The sequence below is a fragment of the Halobaculum halobium genome (assembly GCF_030127145.1).
Taxonomy (GTDB): domain Archaea; phylum Halobacteriota; class Halobacteria; order Halobacteriales; family Haloferacaceae; genus Halobaculum; species Halobaculum halobium.
Genome location: NZ_CP126158.1, coordinates 479,146 through 499,296 on the forward strand (window position 1 = coordinate 479,146; position 20,151 = coordinate 499,296).

22 protein-coding genes and 1 pseudogene are annotated in these 20,151 nt (G+C 69.9%); 9 read left to right on the forward strand and 14 right to left on the reverse strand.

From position 1 onward, the window contains the following. Positions 1-4 precede the first annotated feature (4 nt). The gene (locus P0Y41_RS02590) at positions 5-184 is read left to right on the forward strand and encodes a DUF7836 family putative zinc-binding protein (protein ID WP_284062442.1); all 180 of its coding nucleotides are present in this window, start codon (positions 5-7) and stop codon (positions 182-184) included. Between the two features lie 39 nt (positions 185-223). Here P0Y41_RS02590 and P0Y41_RS02595 read toward each other — a convergent pair whose 3' ends face one another. Then, positions 224-628: a translation initiation factor IF-2 subunit beta gene (locus P0Y41_RS02595; RefSeq protein ID WP_284062443.1), complete on the reverse strand. Its 405-nt coding sequence runs from the start codon at positions 626-628 to the stop codon at positions 224-226. A 265-nt stretch (positions 629-893) separates the two neighbouring features. Between P0Y41_RS02595 and P0Y41_RS02600 the strand changes: the two genes are divergently transcribed. Beyond that, positions 894-1,124 carry a UPF0058 family protein gene (locus tag P0Y41_RS02600; RefSeq protein WP_284062444.1) on the forward strand — a complete coding sequence of 77 codons (231 nt, stop codon included), beginning with the start codon at positions 894-896 and terminating at the stop codon, positions 1,122-1,124. Positions 1,125-1,253: 129 nt separating this feature from the next. On the opposite strand, the gene P0Y41_RS02605 is transcribed toward P0Y41_RS02600, so the two are convergent. The 4 genes from P0Y41_RS02605 to P0Y41_RS02620 all read right to left on the reverse strand — a co-directional run bounded on the left by P0Y41_RS02605 (position 1,254) and on the right by P0Y41_RS02620 (position 4,599). After that, complete coding sequence (locus P0Y41_RS02605; RefSeq protein ID WP_284062445.1) at positions 1,254-1,754, reverse strand: DUF555 domain-containing protein; 501 nt, start codon at positions 1,752-1,754, stop codon at positions 1,254-1,256. Between the two features lie 86 nt (positions 1,755-1,840). Next, the gene (locus P0Y41_RS02610) at positions 1,841-2,752 is read right to left on the reverse strand and encodes a DNA-3-methyladenine glycosylase family protein (protein ID WP_284062446.1); all 912 of its coding nucleotides are present in this window, start codon (positions 2,750-2,752) and stop codon (positions 1,841-1,843) included. A gap of 32 nt (positions 2,753-2,784) precedes the next feature. Further along, on the reverse strand, positions 2,785-3,816 hold the full coding sequence (locus P0Y41_RS02615) for a hypothetical protein (RefSeq protein ID WP_284062447.1): 1,032 nt from the start codon (positions 3,814-3,816) through the stop codon (positions 2,785-2,787). Positions 3,817-4,446: 630 nt separating this feature from the next. Beyond that, entirely contained in the window at positions 4,447-4,599 is a 153-nt protein-coding gene (locus P0Y41_RS02620; protein WP_390214700.1) for a hypothetical protein, read from the reverse strand. A gap of 31 nt (positions 4,600-4,630) precedes the next feature. Between P0Y41_RS02620 and P0Y41_RS02625 the strand changes: the two genes are divergently transcribed. Together P0Y41_RS02625 and P0Y41_RS02630 are read left to right on the forward strand one after the other, a co-directional pair. Further along, on the forward strand, positions 4,631-5,629 hold the full coding sequence (locus P0Y41_RS02625) for an ornithine cyclodeaminase family protein (protein ID WP_284062448.1): 999 nt from the start codon (positions 4,631-4,633) through the stop codon (positions 5,627-5,629). 35 nt (positions 5,630-5,664) lie between these two features. After that, a complete protein-coding gene (locus P0Y41_RS02630) occupies positions 5,665-6,144 on the forward strand; it encodes a hypothetical protein (protein ID WP_284062449.1) in 480 nt (159 codons plus the stop codon). A 33-nt stretch (positions 6,145-6,177) separates the two neighbouring features. On the opposite strand, the gene P0Y41_RS02635 is transcribed toward P0Y41_RS02630, so the two are convergent. The 8 genes and pseudogenes from P0Y41_RS02635 to P0Y41_RS02670 form a co-directional block, all read right to left on the reverse strand. Then, on the reverse strand, positions 6,178-6,975 hold the full coding sequence (locus P0Y41_RS02635; protein WP_321170858.1) for an MFS transporter: 798 nt from the start codon (positions 6,973-6,975) through the stop codon (positions 6,178-6,180). A 62-nt stretch (positions 6,976-7,037) separates the two neighbouring features. After that, positions 7,038-7,496: pseudogene (locus P0Y41_RS02640) on the reverse strand (MFS transporter); the annotation flags it as partial. A gap of 85 nt (positions 7,497-7,581) precedes the next feature. Continuing rightward, a complete protein-coding gene (locus P0Y41_RS02645) occupies positions 7,582-7,866 on the reverse strand; it encodes a GNAT family N-acetyltransferase (RefSeq protein WP_284062451.1) in 285 nt (94 codons plus the stop codon). 298 nt (positions 7,867-8,164) lie between these two features. Next, complete coding sequence (locus P0Y41_RS02650) at positions 8,165-9,232, reverse strand: mRNA surveillance protein pelota (RefSeq protein WP_284062452.1); 1,068 nt, start codon at positions 9,230-9,232, stop codon at positions 8,165-8,167. An 83-nt stretch (positions 9,233-9,315) separates the two neighbouring features. Then, a complete protein-coding gene (locus tag P0Y41_RS02655; RefSeq protein WP_284062453.1) occupies positions 9,316-10,035 on the reverse strand; it encodes a DUF4013 domain-containing protein in 720 nt (239 codons plus the stop codon). A gap of 24 nt (positions 10,036-10,059) precedes the next feature. Next, positions 10,060-10,818, reverse strand: coding sequence for a DUF4013 domain-containing protein (locus P0Y41_RS02660; protein ID WP_284062454.1), 759 nt, complete (start codon positions 10,816-10,818; stop codon positions 10,060-10,062). Positions 10,819-10,821: 3 nt separating this feature from the next. Then, positions 10,822-12,927, reverse strand: coding sequence for a ribosome rescue protein RqcH (gene rqcH / locus P0Y41_RS02665; RefSeq protein WP_284062455.1), 2,106 nt, complete (start codon positions 12,925-12,927; stop codon positions 10,822-10,824). 119 nt (positions 12,928-13,046) lie between these two features. Then, the gene (locus P0Y41_RS02670; protein WP_284063326.1) at positions 13,047-14,387 is read right to left on the reverse strand and encodes an MFS transporter; all 1,341 of its coding nucleotides are present in this window, start codon (positions 14,385-14,387) and stop codon (positions 13,047-13,049) included. 116 nt (positions 14,388-14,503) lie between these two features. Between P0Y41_RS02670 and P0Y41_RS02675 the strand changes: the two genes are divergently transcribed. Beyond that, entirely contained in the window at positions 14,504-14,833 is a 330-nt protein-coding gene (locus tag P0Y41_RS02675) for a DUF5785 family protein (RefSeq protein ID WP_284062456.1), read from the forward strand. A 157-nt stretch (positions 14,834-14,990) separates the two neighbouring features. On the opposite strand, the gene udk is transcribed toward P0Y41_RS02675, so the two are convergent. Then, complete coding sequence (gene udk, locus P0Y41_RS02680) at positions 14,991-15,668, reverse strand: uridine kinase (protein WP_284062457.1); 678 nt, start codon at positions 15,666-15,668, stop codon at positions 14,991-14,993. A gap of 120 nt (positions 15,669-15,788) precedes the next feature. Between udk and P0Y41_RS02685 the strand changes: the two genes are divergently transcribed. The 4 genes from P0Y41_RS02685 to P0Y41_RS02700 all read left to right on the forward strand — a co-directional run bounded on the left by P0Y41_RS02685 (position 15,789) and on the right by P0Y41_RS02700 (position 20,137). Further along, entirely contained in the window at positions 15,789-17,126 is a 1,338-nt protein-coding gene (locus P0Y41_RS02685; protein WP_284062458.1) for an ABC transporter substrate-binding protein, read from the forward strand. A 149-nt stretch (positions 17,127-17,275) separates the two neighbouring features. Beyond that, entirely contained in the window at positions 17,276-18,424 is a 1,149-nt protein-coding gene (locus P0Y41_RS02690; RefSeq protein WP_284062459.1) for a metal-dependent hydrolase family protein, read from the forward strand. A gap of 110 nt (positions 18,425-18,534) precedes the next feature. Beyond that, positions 18,535-18,690: a DUF7563 family protein gene (locus P0Y41_RS02695; protein WP_284062460.1), complete on the forward strand. Its 156-nt coding sequence runs from the start codon at positions 18,535-18,537 to the stop codon at positions 18,688-18,690. Positions 18,691-18,790: 100 nt separating this feature from the next. After that, on the forward strand, positions 18,791-20,137 hold the full coding sequence (locus P0Y41_RS02700) for an amidase (protein WP_284062461.1): 1,347 nt from the start codon (positions 18,791-18,793) through the stop codon (positions 20,135-20,137). Positions 20,138-20,151: the final 14 nt, after the last annotated feature.

The window sequence follows — 20,151 nt, forward strand, 5'->3', positions numbered from 1 at the left end:
GCGTATGGTGGAGGCCTTCGTTCGACTGATGTGTCCCGAGTGCTCGAAAGACTGGGAGAAGTCGCCCACCGACCTCCCGAACCACAGGGAGAACTTCTCGTGCCCCTCCTGTCACGCGACGCGTCGGCTCGCGGAGTTCATGCGGACCGAGCGAGACCTCGACGCGCTGAAACAGTTCCAATGAGCACTCCGGGTGACGGGGTATCCGGATTCGGAGGGCGAGTTACTCCCCGAGGCTGGTGATCGCGCCGCAGGCGTCGCACTTGAGCACGTCTGTGCCGCCCTGTTCGACGATACGCGTGTCGGGGAGGCCGCACTCCGAGCAGATCACGTACCCCTCCGTGTACCCCGCCACGGCGTCGGCGACGCGACCCTGTTTGAAGTCGCCGGTGAGTCGCGCGCGCCCGGATTCGTCGATGCGCGCCGCCGTCCCGAGTTCGTCTTGCAGGAACTTCAACAGCGCCGACTCCTCGCGGTCCAGCGTGTCTACGAGCTCCTGGAAGTTCTCGACGACGGTGACGTTCCCCTCCGGGCGAACAGCCGGGTCGGGGACCTCGAACCGCGAACCGCGCTCGTCGATGTCGGGCGTCTCCTCGATCGCGCGGTCGAGCATGTCGTCGTACTCCATACACGCCTGTAGTCGTGCGCCGACTCAAAAACGTTCGTGGCCCGTCGGGCAGAGTTCCCACCGCGGACGTCACCCCGCCGATGGCGCGCGCGGGCCAGCTGATGGACGCCGAACGCCGTCGGTTCAGGGTCGTTCGCCCGAAACATCGCCGTCCGACAGGGCTAGATTCCGAGCGGATCCCTCGTCCTACCTAAATCCGTCGGGCACCGTGCTAACGAGACTCAAGATAAGTCTTTAACCCTTGGGTCGCAAGCCAGATTCGTCCATGAAAAAGCAGGAGCTCATTCACCTGCACGGCCTTCTTAGCGAGGTACGCAGCGAGTACGAAGAGTGGGGCACAGATGTCGACCTGACCGAATACAAAGACCTCGGCGTCAAACCGACGTCGATTCACCGATCCAAGACGGATCACAAGGCTGCCGTGTTCAAGCTGGCGTCCGGGATCACGTCCTCCGCCGAGGAGACGACCGAGCCCGTCGCGCCTCGCGCTGACTGAACCCAGGCACTTACTCCCCCGGACCGGCCGAACACGCTCCAAGCGGCGGCGCCGGCGACGCGATAGGCGCGTGCATACAGAACCCTCGCGAGCGACGCGTCGATTCGCCCGGACGGACCGGTCTCCGGGTCACCGTTCGTCTTCGACCATCTCCTCGAACTCCGGGAGCAGGTCGTCGCCCGCGTTCGCATCGCCGTCAGTCGACTCGACGGGAGCGCGCTCCTCCCCGTGGTCGTCGCTCGTGGCGTCGTCTTCGTCAGTCCGGTCGCTCCCGCGGGTTCCCGCGTCGTCACCGTCCTCCAGCGGTTCGACGCGCAGGACCGTGAGCGGGATCTCGTGGAGCCGTTGGCCGATCTCCTTGCGCGCGATCCGCGCCGCGTGTTCTTCGCGTTCCACGTTGAACACGGACATCTCCAACTCGAGCGCGACCAGCGCCTCGTCGGCCGCCACGAACGCCGGCGGGAGCTGTTCGCCGTCCGGCGAGGTCCGCGAGCCCATCGAGATCTCGACGTAGTTGAGATCGGGGTTGAGCATCTTCCCCGTTTTCGAGATCGCGATGCGGACCGCCTCGTCGGTCGTCTCGACGTCGTACACCGGCACCGCGGCCTCGACGACGACCCTACAGTCCATGGTAGATTGTACCACTGGGTCGGGCATGAATGTTCGGCCGTCGGTCGTGCGGACTCCACGACCCCGACGACCGCGGACTCGCCGACTCACTCCCCGCCGGCTCGCAGGTAATAAAAGACGTACGTCTGCGCATAGCCCGCGTACTCGCCGCCGAAGCGCTCGCGGATCGCCCGGCTCGTCTCTGCGTAGCCGCCGGCGTCACACTCGGGGAAGTAGTCGGCGATGGCCGTCTGGATCCACGTGTCCAGCGGCACCGCTTCGAGGAAGTCCAGCGAGAACAGGAGGACGCAGTCGGCAACCTTGTCGCCGACGCCGACGAAGCGAGTCAAGTACTCGCGAGCGTCCTCGTATGCCATCCCGCTCGCCGCAGCGGGGTCGGCCTCGCGGTCGGTGACCATCCCGGCGGTGCGCTGCACGTAGGGCGCACGGTAGCCCAGTGAGCGGTCACGCAGTTCCTCCTCCGTCCGCGCGGCCAGCTGCTCTGGGGTCGGAAACGAATGGAGCGTCCGACCGTCGAACGCGACCTCGTCGCCGAACGACTCGGCCAGGTCCATCTGCATCCCGTGGATCCGGCTCACGCGCATCTGCGCCGAACAGATGAACGATATCAGACACGCGAACGGCGGGTCACGGACGAGGCGCATCCCCCGGTACTCCTCGTAGGCTCTGGTCAAGAGGGGGAGGTCCGGCGTCGCGTCGAGGATCGCGTCGAGGTCGTCGTCCAGTCGCAGAAGGTGGGTGAGGAGGGGGACGGCGTCGGTCGTCGACTCCCACTCCAACCGCCCCTCGATCTGACGGACGCGGACGACCGCGCGCTCGTCGCTCACGCCCTCGATCGGCGGAACGACCGTTTCGTACCAGTGGTCGCCGCCGTGGGCCGACATCGACTCGTACATGTTCCCGTCTGCGCGGTCCCACAGGTACGTCTGGCCGCTCTCGACGGTCGCCTGTAGGTCGAACGGCCCGACCGACTCGAGGGGGATCGCACCGGATTCCATCAGCGGACCCAAGGCGGCCACGGGGTTGCGGGTTACGGTTCCGGCGGGGACTCGTCGGCGAACCCGGTCTGCTCGACGGCGTCGGACTCCGGACGGGCGTCCGCGCCTTCCCCGTCGAGCGCGGGGAGTTCGATCCCGAGCGACTCCCGGTAGTCGCGAACCACGAATAGCAACCCGAGTCCGATCAGTTGCCACGCGACGATCGCCGGGACAACCCCGCCGAGCGGGTCTGACACCAACTCGAACTCGAACACCGAGAGCGCGACTCGGTGAAGCGTCAGCCCGAGCGTCGTCGCGGGGTCGCTCGCGAGCGTCACGCCGAGCAGCGCGGCCGCGACGGCGACGGCGCCGGCCAGTGCGCCTCGGCCGACAGCGCCCGTCGGGCGGACCCCGCACTCGGTCCACAGGTCGGGTCGACGGACGGGCATCGCGACCGCGGTCGTCGCGACCGCGAGATACGACAGCGCGAGGCCGGGCACCGCGACGTACAACGCCGGGGAGACGAGATCGGCGACCGCGAGCGCGGCGGCGGCGCCGTAGACGGCGATAAGCGCGAGCGCGGGCGGTTCCGCGGGCCCGTGTTCGAGCGGCGGGTACAGTTCCGCCAGTCCGACGAGCGTGCGCGCGGCGGGCACGCCCAGCGCGACGAGCGCCGCGAGGCCCGTCGCCGTGGAGACGACGACCGTCAGCACGACCGGATCGATCGGGAGGTACGCGGCGATCGCGTCGGCGGCGGGGATGTCCGCGAGGGTGAGCCGGGTCCAGTCGATGATCCCCAACGCGACGAGCGCCGTCAGCGTCACGAGCGTGCCGGCGACGCCCGCGGCGGCGATCGGGGCGAGCCCGGACGATCGAGGGCCGTCGGCGTCGTCGGGCCGATCAGCCGCGGCGGCGTAGGCGGCGGCCTCGACCCCGACGAACGCGAACAGCGCAACGCCGACGCCGCCGACGAGGCTCCGCAGGGGCGCCCGTCGGAGCCCGGATGTCGGGTATAGCGGGTCGAAGTTCGCGGCGACGAACTCGCCGACGCCGGGGAGAAACGCCGCGGCGAGGAGCGCTCCCACGCCGAGGACGACCCCCATCCGGGCACGGCCGCCGCGACGGCGGCGCGGCGCGTGCCCGCGAGGTGGACGCCGAGCGCGAGCAGGCAGGCGGCGAGCGCGAGGGCGTCGCCGACCAACGGGGCGGGAACCCCGAATCCCGAAAGCGCCGCCAAGCCGGTCGGCGCCCCGAGGGTGCCCGAGACGTACGCCCCCGTGCTCGCCGGGAGGGGCGCGAGCCGACCGATCCACTCCGCCAACAGCGCCAGCAGCGCCACGTACCCGGCGAGTGCCGACCACGCGGCGAGGGCGCCGAGGCGCCGCGAACCCCACACCCGCGACACCGAACCGTACACGGGACCGCGCTCGGCGAACGGGCCGGAGGCGACGACGGCGAACGCGACGGCGAGACACGCGATGCCGCCGCCAGCGAGCAGATACGACACCGGCGCCTGCGGGCCGGCACCCTGTGCGACGCCGCCCGGCAGATACAACAGCCCGCCGCCGAGCGTCGCCGCGAGTCCGACGCCGGCCGGGCGGGCCGTCCCGCGGAGGTTGCCGAGGAATCGACCCGTGTCCATGCCCGAAGTGTGTGACGGAGTAGCAAAAGTCCGCGGGCGGGGCACCGCCGCCGGCGTGCGTTGCGGGCGTCGGTCAGCGGTTCCGACTGACCGGGAACGCGACGCGGTCGGGCGCCTCGCTGAAGTCGACCAGCACACGCTCGTACAGGTCGTTGCGGACGCGGGTCGCCCGGCGATAGTTGACGAAACAGTCCCACCCCGGTCGCTCGCGCGCGACGCCGACCACGCTTTTTACTCCCGCCGTCCAATCGCCATCAATGACCGAGACGCTGTTCCTGACGAGCGAGGAGATCTCCGGGCTGGCCGACCCCGCGGAGTACGTCGACGCGGTTCGGGACGCGTACCGCCAGATCGGCGAGGGCGCGCCCGCCGAGCCGCGGACGAAGCTCGTAAACGCCGAGCCGCCGGGGTTCCTCACGACCTACGCTGCGGTCCTCCCGGAGACGGGGGCGATGGGAGGGTACACCTACTCCGCGGGGTTCGGTGCGCGCGACGCGTGGTTCATGACGCCGCTGTTCGACGCAGAGTCGGGCGAGCCGCTCGCCCTGCTGGACGGCGCCTCGATGAACCCCCACAAGACGGGCGCGGCCGGCGCCGTCGGCGTCGACGCGCTGGCCCGAGCGGACGCGACCTCCGTCGCGGTGGTCGGCTCCGGCGCGCAAGCGCGCGGGCAACTGCGCGCGACGGCGACCGTCCGCGACGTGGAGACCGTGTGGGTGTACTCGCCGACGAAAGAACACCGCGAGGCGTTCGCAGGCGACATGAACACCCGCCTCGACGCATCGGTCGCCGCCGTCGCGAGCGCGGCCGCCGCCATCGAGGACGCCGACGTGGTGATCACCGCGACGAACGCCGGCGAGCCGGTGTTCGACGGGGCGACGCTGGAGCCGGGGGCCCACGTCACCGCGATGGGCCAGTACAACGCCGACAAGCGTGAACTCGACCACGAGACGATCGGGCGGGCGACGTACGTTCCCGACCTCCGCGCCCGGGCGCTCCAAGACGCCGGCTCGTTCCTCTCGGCGCTGGAGGCCGGCGTCGTCGACGAGGACCACATTCACGCGGAACTCGGTGAGGTCGTCGCCGGCGTGGAACCGGGCCGCACGAGCGACGACGAGATCACCGTCTTCGACTCCGGCGGCACCGGGATCGAGACGGCCGCGTCCGCGTACCTGCTGTACGAGAAGGCCGTCGACGCCGGACTCGGGGAGACGATCGAGTTCGCACCGGCGAGCGAGGCGCTGACCGGAGAGTAGAACGAGCCGACAGCGACGCGCGACCCCCTCGACACGTGACCGACGCCACCTCCGTCCGAATCCGCGTCCGCGAGTCGCCGCTGATCACGGCCAGCGGCGGCCTCGGACTCGTCGTGCTGCTCGGCGCGGTCGCCGTGCTCGTGACGGTCGTTGGGCCCGGCCGAATCCCGGACCCCGGCGGTCGTCGGCTCGGGACCGCCATCCTCGCGGGGATGGTCGTCGTCGCCCTCCTGTGGCTGTCGGTCGTCGCGCGGGCGGTCGCGGGCGTCGTCGCCTACGCCGACGCGGGGGACCGACCGACGGGCTTCGGCCTGGCGCTCGCGGTCGTCGAGGGAGCCATCGCCCTGGTGATGGTGGCCGTCGCGAGCGCCGTCGCCGCGCTGGAGGGACCGCAGTCGCAACCGGAGGCGTACGCCATCGCCGCGTACGCCCTCACCGCGATCGGGGTCGTTCTCGCGCCCGTATCGCTGGCGCGCGCGGGCCTCACGCTGTTGGGGGAGTCCCGATCCGCTTGATCCTGTCTGCCGATCACGGTCCCTCGATCCCCGTCAGTCGCCGCCCGAGGCCGACGTGGCTCCCGGCGCGCCCGGCGACCGCTTCTCGCGCCTGGCGACGCGAACGTGGAGCGCCATCGCACACAGCGTCGCGATCACACCGCCGAGTACGACGATCCCGAACGCAACGCGGTAGCCCGCCGCTGAGTACGCGCGCGCGCCGTCGACGACGCGACCAGTCCAATAGGCGTCGAGCGCCGCCCCGAGCACCGCGGGGAAGACGGCCGCGCCGAGGTACGCCATTCCGTTGACCGTCCCCGTGGCCGCGCCGCTGTCGTCGGCGTGACGCTCCTTCGCGACGGTGTAGGCCACGGACGCGCCACCGGTGATCCCCATCCCGACGAACAGCGCCAGCGCGACGACGAACAGCGGCGGCGTCACGGTGAGGAACACGACGCCGTAAGCGACCACGAACGCGAGACACGACCCGACGATCACCTCCGTCCGGCGGCCGGTGCGGTCAGACAGCGCGCCGAAGGCCGGCGATCCGACCGCGAAGCCGATGTTCGCCGCGAGCACGGCGGAGGCGGCCGTCGCCACCGACACGTCGTACAGGTGAACGATGTAGGGGACGCCCCACAGCCCGACGACCGTGAAGTTGAGCCCGAAGATGAGAAACAGCGTCACGCCCATGAGCCAGGTGTCGAGGTCGCCGAGGACGCGCCGCGCGCCCGCCAGCACCTCCCGAAGCGAGTCGGTGTCCGTTCCGGAGTCGGCCCCCTCGGGACGGTCGTCCGGATCCGCCGGCCGGTCGCGGACGAACACGCCGACGCCGACCCCGGCGAGGAACACTCCCCGGCGGCGGCGTACAGCACCGCGCGCCAGCCGGCGGCCTCCGCCGCCACCGCCAGCGGCGTCGTCGCCAAGACGCCGCCGATACCCGCGGCGGCGATGGTGAAGCCCGTCATCGTCGCGAACTCCTCGGGTGCGTACCAGTTCGCGCAGAACCGCAGCACCGCGACGTAGATCGACGCCCCGCTCAGCCCCGCGAGAAACCGCGCGAGGAAGCCGACGGCGAACGAGTCCGCCGCGGCGAACCCCGCGACGCCGGCGGCCATCCCGACGAGTCCGACCGAGACGACTCGCCGGGACCCGTAGCGGTCGACGAGCAGCCCCGAGGGGAGCTGTGCGGCCGCGTACACGTAGAAGAACGACGAGTGGAGCAGCCCTAACTCGGAGGCGGTCGCGTCGAACACCGCGGCGAGATCACCCGACAGCACCGCTGTCGAGTTGCGGAAAAAGTTGACAAACAGAAACCCGAACGCGAGCGTCGCCCACATGAGGTGGCGTCGATACCGACGCGAGATCGTCATGGTGTGCCTCTGTGTTTCACACCGATGCTTGTAGTTTCGGGCTACGGCGACCCGATCGCCCGGGCGGCCGACCGGTCGGATCGGCTCACAGTCGCCGCCGCATCCTGACGTGCTCGATACCGTCCTCCTCGAAGGCGCCGACCGCGTCGCCAACGGCGTAGCCGAGCCGCTCGTAGAACCCCTCCGCCTGCGTCTGCGCGTGGAGCACCGCCTCGGGGAGGCCGCGCTCGCGGGCCCGCGACTCCGCGGCGCGCACCGCTCGTGCGCCCCAGCCCTCGCCGCGGCGGTCGCGGGAAACGGCGATCCGCTCGAGCTTCGCGAGTCGGTCCGTGTCCGGGTCGAGCGCGCCGTAGTCCGCTGCATCGACCACGCGCAACCGGGCGACGGCGACGGCGTCGCCCGCGGGGTGCTCCCCGGTCGGGCGCCGTCAGCGCCGCGGCCGTCTCCGTCGGCGTCACGAATCAGCAGGTGATCGACGCCGGAGTCGAGGGGGTCCTCGTCGTGCTCGTCGAGTTCCAGGTGCTCGGGGACACCCTGCTCGTCGACGAAGACAGCCATGCGGATCGCGACGGCCGCGTCCCAGTCGTCCTCGGTCGTCACGACCGTTGCGGTCCGAGCCGCGTCGCGGCCGGACTCGGGCCGGCCCGAGGCGCGCTCGTCGTCCATCGTCACTGGAGCCGGTACCGGAGGAGCGCGGCGACGCCGCCGAGGTTCTTCAGCTGCTGGCCCGGCGCGAACTCCTCGGAGAAGACGACCACGTCGCCGCCCTTCTGTTCGGCCGTCTCGACGAGGTCGTTCACGTCGAGCTCCCAGTCGCCCTCGCCTTGGCGTTCCGCGCGGAGGCGCTCGTCGACGATGAGCAGCGTCTCGATGGCGCCGAATTCGGCGGCCTCCATCGTCTCGTTCACGCCGTAGGTCGCCTTCGATCCCTCGGCGATCCGTCCGGTGAGTTCGTCGATCAGTTCCGCCTCGCGGGCGATTCGCGTCTCGCGTTGCACTTCGTCGACGGCGCCGCGCTTGAGCACCTCGTGGACGCCGCGGTCGCCCGCCGCGGAGGTGTTCACGACCGTGACCCGGTCGCTCAGGTCGCGGTAGTGCTCGTCGACGTAGTCGTTGGCGTCGTTCTTGGTGAACCCCGGGCCCGCGAGGATGACCGCCTCTGGGTCGAGGTGCGACAGCGCCGAGCCCAACTCGTCGAACAGCTCGTCGCGCGGACGGGCGTACTCGCCCTTCCCCGTGGGTTTGGTGAAGCTCGCGTACTCCTCGGTGCCGTACTGCTGGACCGTGTGGACGTACGCCGCCCCCTCCTCGACGGTGGCGATGGCGACGTCGGGCGCGCCGGTGGCCTCCTCGGCCTCTTCGATGCGCTCGATCTGGTCGGGTTTGAAGTGTTTCTCGACGGTGAGCTCCGAGCGCTCCTCGACGTTGATCGTGTGGTGGTGACCGATCTCGTCCTCGCGCGAGCAGCCGACGATGACGCCGCCGACGCGCAGCCGATTGGCGAAGCGGGCGAACTCGACGTCCTCGACCTCGATGGTGACGCGCATGTGTTCGCGCTCTCCGCCCTTGTCCCGAAGTTGGTCGTCGTTGCGGGTGACCCGGCGGGTCGTGTCCGCCTCGACGAGATCGCCCGGTTCGAGGACGTGTGAGAGGTGCCACAGGTCGTCGGTGGTCTCCGGCGTGACCGTCAGGCGCTCGCGCCCCTCCTCGCCGCGGCCGCGCGAGTCGATTCGCATACTCGCGAGTCCGTGGGGCGCGTACAAAGGCCCTCCGAGACGCTGGACGCCACCGGATCGTCGGTGGCCGTCCCGGGCGTCTCTCACCGGACCGTCCGCGGCTGGTCCGATTCGAACTCGACGGCTGCGTCCGCGTCCCCGCCCGCGTCGCCCTCGGACGCCGCGTCGGTCGCCTCGGCGAATCCGCGCCCGAAGCAGTAGTAGGAGACGACTTGCCCGTAGAACACCGCCGGGACCCCGATCAGGATCAGCGCGAAGGGACTCGCGACGCTGCCGATCACGATCCCGAGCACGACGCCGAAGAGGACGCCCACGAGGTACCGCCCGGAGAGGGTCGCCTCGCGCAGCGCCTCGACGTCGAACGCGGCGCCCAACTCGCCCGCGACCGCGAAGTTGGTCATCGCCGCCGGCAGGACGTACGCGACGAGGATCGACACCAGCGTCGCGGTCAGCAGGAGCAGGAGACTGACGGTTCCAAACGCTGCGATCCCGGCGTCGCTTCCCGTGATACCGCCGAGCAAGAGGGAGACGAGCGCCGCGACGATCGGGACCGCGATCACGACGCCGTAGGCCACCTGCACGACGAGCAGCTTCAGGCCGTCGACGAACAGCTCCCCCCAGTCAGTGAACGACGGCGCCTCGCGTTCCCCGTTCGCCGCCGAGCGCAACACGCGAACCAGATACCCCTGCAACACGAACGCCGGCAGCACGAACACGCCCGCGACGATCAGCGCGCCGCCGATGATCAGCGTGGCGACGCGGTCGTCGGTTCGCAGGGGATACCCGAGCGCGTCTTCCAACATACCGGACGGTCACCAGCGGCGTGGTTAACGGTTTCCACCGACCCCACGACTCCCGCCGCTTCCGCCGACGGCGCCGACTCCACGACTCCACGCGGCGGCGGCGGCGACCTCCAGGTAGAACAGCCCGAAGAAGCCGACGAGTCGGATGGGCCTGGCGCCGGCGCCGGTCAGCGCCGCCCCGAACGCAAGCAGTATCGCCCCGACTGTCCACGCGTAGAAGTACCGCCCGGAGGTGACCGTCCGGCGAAGCGACCCGAACGAGACCGCCTCGCCGACGCGCGCGCGAACCCCGGCGTCCGGGTCCGCGCGGCCGTACTCGGCGAGGATCGCCGGCAGCGGGTACGCGACACCGACCGCGAGCAGCAGGCTCACGGTTCCGCCGACGAGCGTCACGCCGTAGCCCAGCGGCGTCGTCGGGTCCACGGGGCCGCCCCCGGCCGCTCCCGAGACGGCGCCGCCGACAGTGACGAGCAGCACGGCGACGGGAACGAGCAACACGGCGACCGAGAGTGCGCTCCCGACGAGTCCGTCTCGAAGGAGGGCCAACGGCCGCCGAAAGGTCGGGCGCGTGGCGGGGTCAGCGGCGTCGCCGGCCGCGCCGAGCACCCGGACGAGATAGCCGACGAGCAACACCCACGACACCAGCGAGAACACGCTGAGCGGCCACAGGGGCGCGACGAGCGCGGCGAAGAGATGCAACCCGCCGCCGGTGGCGAGCGCCTCCGCGGTCGCGCCGCGGGCGTCAGCGGGACCCAGGGGGTACCGCAGCGCCTCCCGGAGCACGGATTACGCCTCGTGTACGTCGCTCTCGCCCGGCGGGAGGAACTCTTGAACCCGGTCGGCGGAGGCGACCTTGCGGACGAACCCCTGGTCTGCGAACCGGTCCTTGAGGAGGCGGTAGCACTTCATCGCCGCGTCGTTCTGGGCGAACCGGCCCGGCGTGAGGCGAATCGTCGTCTCCGCGCGCGCTTCGACCGCGCTCGGCGGGCCGCCGACGACCCGCGTCTCCGGCTCCACCTGAACGCCGACGGCGACCTCGGCGGGCATGTCGCGGTAGTAGTCGCGCTCGCCGCGGATGACGAACCCGCCCTTCTCGATGTACTCTCCCGACTCGGGCGTCTTCGACACCTGGTCGGGCGTGACGACGTACGCGTCGCCGGCGCCGCGGCCGTCCTTCCAGACGGACGAGTAGGAGACGGCGAACTGCGCGGCCTCCCGTCGGGACTGCTCGGGGATGGTCACGTCTCGGGCGGCCTCCGAGGGATCGGTGGCCTTGATGATGGTGACCGGACCGCCGTGGGCCTGCGCGTGACAGAACAGGTCTCGGCCCTCCATGTAGTTCTTGACGAGTTCCTCGTTCTGGTCGGCGTTGCGCCCGCCGATCACGAGGAAGTCGTCGCTCGTCTCGAACCAGCGGAATCGGTCGTACCAGTTGTCCCGCTGCCGTACCGGGATCGACGGTCGCGAGAGCCAGTCGACGTCCTGCTGTTCGTCGGTCTCCTCCTCGGCGTCCGCCTCGGCCTCGGGGTCGCCGTCGGCGGCCTTCCATTCGGCCTTTCGCTCCTTGACCGCTGCAAGCTCCTCGCGGGTGTTCTCGATGGCCGCGAGCGCGCCCTCCTTCTTCTCCTCGATGCGCTTGGCCTCCTTGTACAGCCGGTCGGCGTTCTTTTCGGGTCCGGTGTCGGCCCGCAGGGTGACGACCGTCCCGTCGAGGTCGACGGCGACGGTTCCCTCGGAGCCGTCGACGCCGCGGACCGCCTCGGCTTCGGGGATCCCGCGGTCGGCGCCCTCGAGGAACGTCTCGTCGATCTCCTCCCAGCCCCGTCCCGCCTCGCGGGCGGCCTGGATCGTCGAGAGCACGTCGGCGACGAGGTCGTAGTGGGCGTACACGGCCTCGGCCTTCTCGCGCTCGGCGGCCGCCCGCTCGTCGAAGTCGTCGATCGCGCCCTCCTGCTGGTCGATGATGCGTTGCTTCTTCGCGATCTCCGCCTCGAAGTCGGGGGAGTCGTCGACCTCCTCGTCCTCGGTGAGATCGAGCCGGTGGAAGTACGCGTCCAGCGCGGCGTTGAAGTCGTCGTACGCCTCCGACTCCCTCCCCTCGCGCTCCTCGAGAGGGAACGGCGTCACGTCGACGACGGCGTCGTCCTCCAGGTAGACGCGGGGGTCGAGATCCCCGGAGCGGAGGCGCTCGCCCATCCGCTGGATCGCGTCGTATACCGCCCGGTACTGCTCCTCGCCGGCGTCGGCGATGTCGAGCGTCTTCTCGACGCCAGCGCGGGTGCAGAACTCCTCGGCGTAGAGGCCGCCCATGTTGAGCTGGGTCGCGAGCGTGCGCACCACATCGGTGTCGGAGTCCTCCATCCGGGCCTCGAGCACCTCGTAGCGCACGTCGAAGGGGTTGATCCGCGACTGCGGGTACTCGTACTGGCTGCCCGGCGCGACCGTGCGCGACTTCAAGCGGACGGTTTCGAGGCTGCGTTGTACCTCCCCGGTCTCGTCGAGCACGGCGACGTTGCCCTCGCCGAACAGCTCGGCCACGACGCACGTGTTCTCGTCGGGGCGCTCGAAGTCGAACGAGAGGATACGATCGAACTCGTACTGCTCGACGCCGGCGAGTTCGCCGCCCGCAAGCCGCGAGCGGAGCGTCTTCGCGAACTCCGGCGGACGGCCGGGCGCGTCGGGGACGTTCGCGGGATCGGCGATGTGACACCGTTTCACATCCCCCGTCTCGACGAGGAGCTCGACCCGCCCGCGGTCGTAGTCGCGGAGCTTGAAGCGGACGAGGTCGTCGCCGTAGAGGTAGACCTTGTCCACCTTCGCCCCCTCGTACCGGGAGAGCTCCCCGGCGAGGGCCGCGAGGTCGACGCTCGTCATTTCGGTTTTCGGGTCCATCTGATTGGATCCGGGTAGTCGGGGCGGGTGTTTGGGCGTTGCGGGACGCGTCGCCGCCGGACGGTCGGACGCGACGCCGTCGAACGGTCAGTCGTGACGCCCGCGCTCGCACGCCCCGTCTACCGACGCGACAGGATCAGCCCCGTCGCCGACGCGACGAAGGCGATGCCCGCGAGCACCGCGAACAGCGTCGGCGGGTTCGCGTACGTCAGGACGGTTCCGGCGACGGCACCGCCGAGCGCACCGACGCCGAAGACGCCCAGATAGGTGTAGCCGTACGAGAGCCCGCGCGTCCCGGCGGGCGTGTATTCGGCGACCGTCGCCTGGTAGAACGGCTGCACGACGAACAGCGTGGCGCCCAGTACCGCGCCGAAGACGAGGAACGGACCGAATCCGAGGTTCGCGACCGGGAGGAACAGTAACGCGAGCACGCCCAGCAGCCCGAAGCTGAGCGCGATGCCGCGCTCGACGGGGATCCGGTCGGTGAGCTTCCCGCCGACGTACTGGCCGACGACGCCGATCATCAACAGGCCGGAGTAGACGTAGTTCGCGGGCGACACCTCACGCGACGCGAGGTCACCGAGGACGTCCGTGAGGCCGCCCGGCAGCAGCGAGCCGACGACGACCGGCGCGAAGCCCGGGAGATCATCGAGAAGCTCAGGCATGAACGTGAGCACGCCGCGGTAGTACAGCCCGGACATCATCACGACGAGGAACACGAGCGCGAAGCTCCCCGTGAACAGCACCCGCGACTCGGTGATGAACTCCGAGAGCGAGTCGACGCCCGCGTCGGCCTTCGAGTCGCCTCCGGCAGCGTCGTCGCCGCCGTCGGTCGCGGCCTCGACGGCCGCCGTCTCGTCGAAGCTCGCGCGGACGGCGTACAGCGCCGCAAGCAGCGCGGGTGCCGCGAGGATCGCCGCGACCGTCTGCCAGTCGAGGAACAGCAGCAGGAGCGTCGTCACCAGCGGCCCGAGGCCGATACCGAGGTTGCCAGCGATACCGTGGTACGCGAAGCCGGTTCCGCGTTCCTCGACCCCCTTCGAGAGCAGGGCGAGCCCGGCGGGGTGGTACACGGACGCGGAGACGCCCCACACGACCATGGCGAGGGTGATCGCCACGAGTCCGGGCGCGGCCCCGAGTAAAACGAAGGCGGCCGCCATCCCGACGAGGCAGGCGGTGATGAGACGTCTCGATCCCACGCGGTCGACGAGCACGCCGCCCGGGAGCGCTCCCAGGCCGAAGAGGCCGTACCCGACCGTCACCAGCAGGCCGAGCGTCGCGGAGGTGACCGCGACCTCGACCGGGCCCAGCGCGACCACGTCGAACTGCGCCAGCCAGATGGGGATGAAGATCGGGATCGACAGCTCGTAGGTGTGGACCATCCCGTGGGCCAGCATCGTGAGCCCGACGATGGATCTGTCGTTCCGGTTCACACGCGAACGAGGCTGCTCCGACGTCATGTACGCGTCGGTGCCGGCACGGACCGCCGTGGGATCGGCTCGTGTCGGCACGGGAAGCGGTCCGAGCGGTGCGGGGAACGAAACGACTAATCGCCCCCCGCGACAATCGCCGTGTAATGAGTGCGCACGACTGGCCCCACGACCCCGACGGCGAACAGGGCAGCGAGGGGCGCCGAAAGTACGGACACGCGGTGCTGGTGAAGAAGGTCGACGAGGAGGAGGACTTCCCGCTTCGCGCGGGGGACTACCGCGAGGAGTTCAGCGACCACCCCGTCCGGCTCGATGCGGACACCGTCGTCTCGGTCGAGGACATTTTCCAGCACATCGACGACGACACCGAGTTCGAGGACATCGTCGCCTTCCACAAGGCCGTCGGCAAGACGATGCGCGACAACGACTACTGGACCTACGAGGGCGCTGACGCGTTCACCCGCACGCGCGGGTGAGATCGCAGCACACTCAGATCACAGTCTACTAGCTGCTCGGTCGTTGGTCGTTCCGACTGGTCCGTGGTCCGAGCGGAGCGTCCGTGCGTCGGATCTCGGAGCGGTCGTCTCGATCGACACCGATCCACCTGGATCCGCGTCGAGACGTCCGTTGCGTTCAGCGCGTCCGTCCGCCGATCTCGCGTTCGAAGTCCTCGCGCTCCCACGTGCGGGTCCCCTCGCCCTCCACCTCGTTCTGAAGCTTCTCCTCCAGCAGATTGATCGCCATGCGGTTGGCCCCCTCGGGGATGATCAGGTCGGCGTGCTTCTTGCTCGGCTCGATAAACTGCTCGTGCATCGGCTTCACCGTCGAGAGGTACTGGTCGATCACGCCCTCGAGGTCGCGGCCGCGGTCGACCACGTCGCGCTCGATGCGGCGGAGGATGCGCACGTCAGCGTCCGTCTCGACGTACAAGCGCAGGTCAAGCATGTCGTTGATCTCCTCGTCGTACAGCGCGAGGATTCCCTCGACCACGATGACGTCGGTCGGCTCGACGGTCTCGGTCTCCTCCTTGCGGTTGTGGATCTCGAAGTCGTACTGCGGCATTTCGACGCTGGTCCCCGACAGCAGCGTTTCGAGGTGCTCGCGGAGGAGCGCCCACTCGAACGCGTCCGGGTGATCGTAGTTCACCTCCGCCCGCTCCTCGAGGTCGAGGTGCGAGAGGTCTCGGTAGTAGTTGTCGAGCGGGATGCGGGTCACCGAGTCGGTTACGCGCTGGGTGATCAACCGGGAGACCGTCGTCTTTCCGGCGCCGGTCCCCCCGGCGATACCGACGACGAACGAGGGGTACGTCATTCACCGATCCTCCCCCGCGCGTCGGCTTGGGCGTGTCGGTCCGTGGGCCTCCCGTCGAACGACCGTGTGAACCGTCCACGTTCGGTCAAGTTTATAACGAGCTACGGCATTAGCTCTCACATGGCACGCAATATCGATCGCCGTGACGTCCTGAAGGGCGCCGGTACGGCAGGCGTCGTCGGACTCGCGGGATGTATCACCCAGAACGACTCAGGCGGCGAGAACGGCGGCGGCGGTGGCGGCGGTGACGACGAGGACACCGAAGCCGAGGGGGAGACGACGGAGGCGTCCGACGACTCCGGGTCGATGCGCACCGTGATGCACTCGGTGCTGATGCCGCTCACGGGCGACCTCGCGTCGCTCGGCGGTCCGATCCGCGACGGCGGGACGCTCCCGGTGAAGCAGCTCCGTGCCGCCGGTGACATGCCCGTCGAGTTCGACCAGACTGTCGAGGACACGCAGACTGACCCGCAGGCCGGTATCCAGGCGGCAAACGGCCTTGCGAACGCCGGCTACCCGACCGTGTGTGGGCCGGCCTCCTCGGGAGTGAATCTCCAGGTCACCCGCGAGGTGTTCATCCCCAACGGGATGATCGGGTGTTCGCCGTCTTCGACGTCGCCCAACGTGACGACGCTCGACGACGACGACCTGATCTTCCGGACGGCGCCCTCGGACGCGCTGCAGGGACAGGTGATGGCGCAGGTGGCCGACAACGAGCTCGGGAACTCCAGCGCCTCGATCCTGTACGTCAACAACGACTACGGGCAGGCGCTGGCCGACTCGTTCTCCCAGGCGTTCCAGGACAACTACTCCGGGTCGGTCCAGGAGTCGGTCGCGTTCGAGCAGGAGCAGTCCAGCTACACCTCGCCGCTGTCGACGGCGATGAACGACTCGCCGAGCATGCTCGTCGTCATCGGCTACCCGGCATCCGGGATCCAGATCTTCCGCGACTTCTACGCGAACTACAACAACGACACGGACGTGCTGGTGACCGACGGGCTCGTCGACCCGACGCTCCCCGACGAGGTCGGCAACGACATGGCGAACGTGTTCGCCACGACGCCGCAGGCGACCGGTCCCGGCCAAGCGGAGTTCGCCTCGCTGTACGAGGACGAGTACGACCGCGCTCCCGGCGTGTTCAACGCCCACGCGTACGACGCCTCCGCCGTCTCCCTGCTCGCGAACGTCAAGGCGGGCGAGAACGACGGCGACGTGATCAAAGAGGAGATGCGCGCGGTGGCCAACCCCAACGACGGGATGGAGGTCACGCCCGGGAACCTCGCCGAGGGGCTGCGGGCCGTCGCGAACGGCGACGACGTGTACTACCAAGGCGCCTCATCGTCGGTCGACTTCGACGAGAACGGCGACATGACGGCCGTCACGTATGCGTTCCTCCAGTACAACACGGACGTGGAGGGCAACGTCGAGACGATCAGCACCATCGACTTCGAGGCCTGAACGGCCGACAGCGGCCGACCGCGTTCAGAGTTTTCACGCGTCCACATTCCTACACCCGCCGGTCCACCTTGGGATCGGTCTCCGCTCGCTCCGCCTCCTTCGACCGCCGCGACCCTCGGATTTAGGCCCTTCCCGGACGCAGCCAGGGTATGCACGTACTCAAGAACGGGACAGTCGTCGACAGCGACGGCACGCGGGAGGCGGACGTCGCGATCGCGGACGGGGAGATTATCGCCGTCGGCGACGTCGGCCGCGGCGACTCAGAGACCGATGTGAGCGGGCAGTTCGTCGCCCCCGGCCTGATCGACTCGCACGTCCACCTGATGATGGACGGCCGCCCCGACGTCGCGACCGCCGAAGACGAGAGCGACTTCGACCACGCGTACATCGCCGCTGCGAACCTCCAGAAGGCCGTGGAAGCGGGCGTCACAACCGTCCGCGACCTCGGCGCCTCGGGAACGCTCGCGCTCGACGCCGGTCGGGCGGTCGCGGAGGGGCGACTCGTCGGCCCGCGCGTACTCGCGTGCGGACAGAACGTCGTGATGACCGGCGGGCACGGCCACTGGTTCGGCCGCGAGGCCGACGGCCCGGACGAAGTCCGCAGGGCCGCCCGAGAACAGCTCAAGCGCGGCGCGGACGTGATCAAGTGCATGGCGACCGGCGGCGTGCTCACGGAGGGTGCCCAGACCGGCGCGCCGGAGCTCACCGCCGAAGAGCTGGAGGCGCTCGTCGACGCCGCGAGCGCGAAGGGCGTCCCGACGGCCGCACACGCCCACGGGAAGGAGGGCCTGCTCAACGCCGTCGACGCCGGCATCACGAGCATCGAGCACGGCACGTTCATGGACCGGGAGGCGGCCGAAGCGATGGCGACCGAAGGGACGTACTGGGTACCGACCGCGGCCGCCCTCAAGAACATCGTCGAGAACCCCGACGCGGGGATCCCGGAGTCGGCCATGGACAAGGCCGTCGAAGCCAGCGAAGCGTTTGCCACCTCGTTCGACCACGCCGAGGCCGCGGGCGTCGACATCGCGATGGGAACTGACGCGGGCACCCCGTTCAACCACTTCGACAGTATCGCCGACGAGCTGGCGTTCATGGTCGAGTACGGACTGAGCCCAGAGGCGGCCCTGGAGGCCGCGACCGTCACTGCCGCCGAACTGTGCGGTCTCGACGACGTCGGCCTCGTCGACGAGGACTACCGGGCAGACCTTGTCGTCCTCGACGACAACCCCGCCGTCGACGCCGACGCGTGGCAGGACCCCGCCGCGGTGTTCGCCGACGGCGACCGCGTCGTCTGACGAGAATCGGCCGTGTGAACGACGACCGTGCGCCGGAATCCGACCTTCCGCGGATGAGCGGGGCCGATTCTGGGGTGGCTTTTTAGCGATCAAGCGATTGGGTCCGTTCGATGCCGGAGTGTGCAAACTGTGGCGGATTCGTGACCGAACGCTACGTTCGGGTGTTCGCGCCCGGCGAACGGGAGACGGTTCGGGTGTGCCCGAACTGCGAGGACAAGCTTCGAGACGGTGCGGACGTGCGCGAGGCGCGTTCGAAGCGGACCTGATCGGGTTCTATCGACACGTCGCTTTCGCGGCCCCGCTGGGCGTGACTGCCGGCGGTGTCGCCTCCGAAGAACTACTACCGGGCCGCCGGAACCGGTCCGTATGAACGGAGATCGATCCGGTGAGGCGCTTGCACCCCTCGCCGGTGCGCTGCGAGCCGGGGAACGGGACGTGACCGCGTACGCGAGGACCCTTCGAGACCGGATCGACGAACGGGATCCGGACATCCGCGCCTGGGTCGACGGTGGAAAGCCCCGCTCGTGGCTGACCGCCGAAGCCGATGCGCTCCGCGAGCGGTATCCTCGATCCAACGCCGAACCCGCGACCGCCGCCGATAGCGTTCCGGAGCGACCGCCGCTGTTCGGCGTTCCCGTGGGAGTGAAAGACATCTTCCACGTCGACGGGCTGGCCACCCGTGCCGGGTCGGAGCTGCCTCCGGGTGCCCTTGCTGGGACGGAGGCGACCGCGGTTCGCCGGCTCCGCGCGGCGGGCGCGATCGTGGCGGGAAAGACGCACACGACCGAGTTCGCGTACTTCGCCCCGGCGCCGACGCGAAACCCACACGATCTCGCCCACACGCCGGGAGGCTCCTCCAGCGGCTCGGCCGCCGCGGTCGCGAGCGGGACCGCGCCGCTCGCGCTCGGAACACAGACCGTCGGGTCGGTCATCCGGCCCGCGGCGTTCTGCGGCGTCGTCGGGTTCAAACCGACTCGGGGCCGTATCCCGACCGACGGGGTGATCCCCCTGTCGGAGTCCGTCGACCACGTCGGAACCTTCACGCGCGACGTTGCCGGGACGACGCTCGCGGCGTCTATCCTCCTCGATGGCTGGAACGGCGAGCGTCCGACAGGGTCGGCTGACCACGTGACACTCGGCGTCCCGAACGGTTCGTATCTCGACCAGGCGTCCGACGTGGGGCGCGAGGCGTTCGAACGGGCCCTCGACGCGCTCGCGGACGCCGGATACGACCTCGTCCGCGTCGAAGCGATCCCCGAGATCGACGAAGTGAACGACCGCCACAACACCCTCGTCGCTGCCGAGGCCGCGCTCGCACACGGCGAGTGGTACGACCGCTACCCCGACCGCTACGCCGAGGCGACCAGCGAGCTGATTCAGGACGGCCGAGACACCCCCGTCTCGGCGCTGGTCCGCGGTCGCCGCGGTCGGGACGCGCTGTGCGACTCGCTGGCGTCGACCGCAGCGGACCGGGACATCGACGCGTGGATCGCGCCGGCGGCTCCCGGACCCGCACCCGAGGGGATTGGCGACACCGGAGACCCGGTACTGAACCTCCCGTGGACTCACGCCGGACTCCCGACCGTCGGTGTTCCCGCCGGCGACGTGGACGGCCTGCCGGTCGGCGTGCAGGTAGCTGCGGGCTTCGATGAAGACGAACGCCTGTTGGCGTGGGCCGACGGAATCGCGGAGGCCGTCGAGAACGCCGCTTAGACCACTCGCCAGCG

What these genes read in the sequence shown, in the direction of transcription:
- P0Y41_RS02590 (WP_284062442.1), top strand. Translation starts at nt 5, where the DNA reads ATGGTGGAGGCCTTCGTTCGACTGATGTGTCCCGAGTGCTCGAAAGAC.
- P0Y41_RS02595 (WP_284062443.1), bottom strand. Translation starts at nt 628, where the DNA reads ATGGAGTACGACGACATGCTCGACCGCGCGATCGAGGAGACGCCCGAC.
- P0Y41_RS02600 (WP_284062444.1), top strand. Translation starts at nt 894, where the DNA reads ATGAAAAAGCAGGAGCTCATTCACCTGCACGGCCTTCTTAGCGAGGTA.
- P0Y41_RS02605 (WP_284062445.1), bottom strand. Translation starts at nt 1,754, where the DNA reads ATGGACTGTAGGGTCGTCGTCGAGGCCGCGGTGCCGGTGTACGACGTC.
- P0Y41_RS02610 (WP_284062446.1), bottom strand. Translation starts at nt 2,752, where the DNA reads ATGGAATCCGGTGCGATCCCCCTCGAGTCGGTCGGGCCGTTCGACCTA.
- P0Y41_RS02625 (WP_284062448.1), top strand. Translation starts at nt 4,631, where the DNA reads ATGACCGAGACGCTGTTCCTGACGAGCGAGGAGATCTCCGGGCTGGCC.
- P0Y41_RS02650 (WP_284062452.1), bottom strand. Translation starts at nt 9,232, where the DNA reads ATGCGAATCGACTCGCGCGGCCGCGGCGAGGAGGGGCGCGAGCGCCTG.
- P0Y41_RS02655 (WP_284062453.1), bottom strand. Translation starts at nt 10,035, where the DNA reads ATGTTGGAAGACGCGCTCGGGTATCCCCTGCGAACCGACGACCGCGTC.
- rqcH (WP_284062455.1), bottom strand. Translation starts at nt 12,927, where the DNA reads ATGGACCCGAAAACCGAAATGACGAGCGTCGACCTCGCGGCCCTCGCC.
- P0Y41_RS02670 (WP_284063326.1), bottom strand. Translation starts at nt 14,387, where the DNA reads ATGACGTCGGAGCAGCCTCGTTCGCGTGTGAACCGGAACGACAGATCC.
- P0Y41_RS02675 (WP_284062456.1), top strand. Translation starts at nt 14,504, where the DNA reads ATGAGTGCGCACGACTGGCCCCACGACCCCGACGGCGAACAGGGCAGC.
- udk (WP_284062457.1), bottom strand. Translation starts at nt 15,668, where the DNA reads ATGACGTACCCCTCGTTCGTCGTCGGTATCGCCGGGGGGACCGGCGCC.
- P0Y41_RS02685 (WP_284062458.1), top strand. Translation starts at nt 15,789, where the DNA reads ATGGCACGCAATATCGATCGCCGTGACGTCCTGAAGGGCGCCGGTACG.
- P0Y41_RS02690 (WP_284062459.1), top strand. Translation starts at nt 17,276, where the DNA reads ATGCACGTACTCAAGAACGGGACAGTCGTCGACAGCGACGGCACGCGG.
- P0Y41_RS02695 (WP_284062460.1), top strand. Translation starts at nt 18,535, where the DNA reads ATGCCGGAGTGTGCAAACTGTGGCGGATTCGTGACCGAACGCTACGTT.
- P0Y41_RS02700 (WP_284062461.1), top strand. Translation starts at nt 18,791, where the DNA reads ATGAACGGAGATCGATCCGGTGAGGCGCTTGCACCCCTCGCCGGTGCG.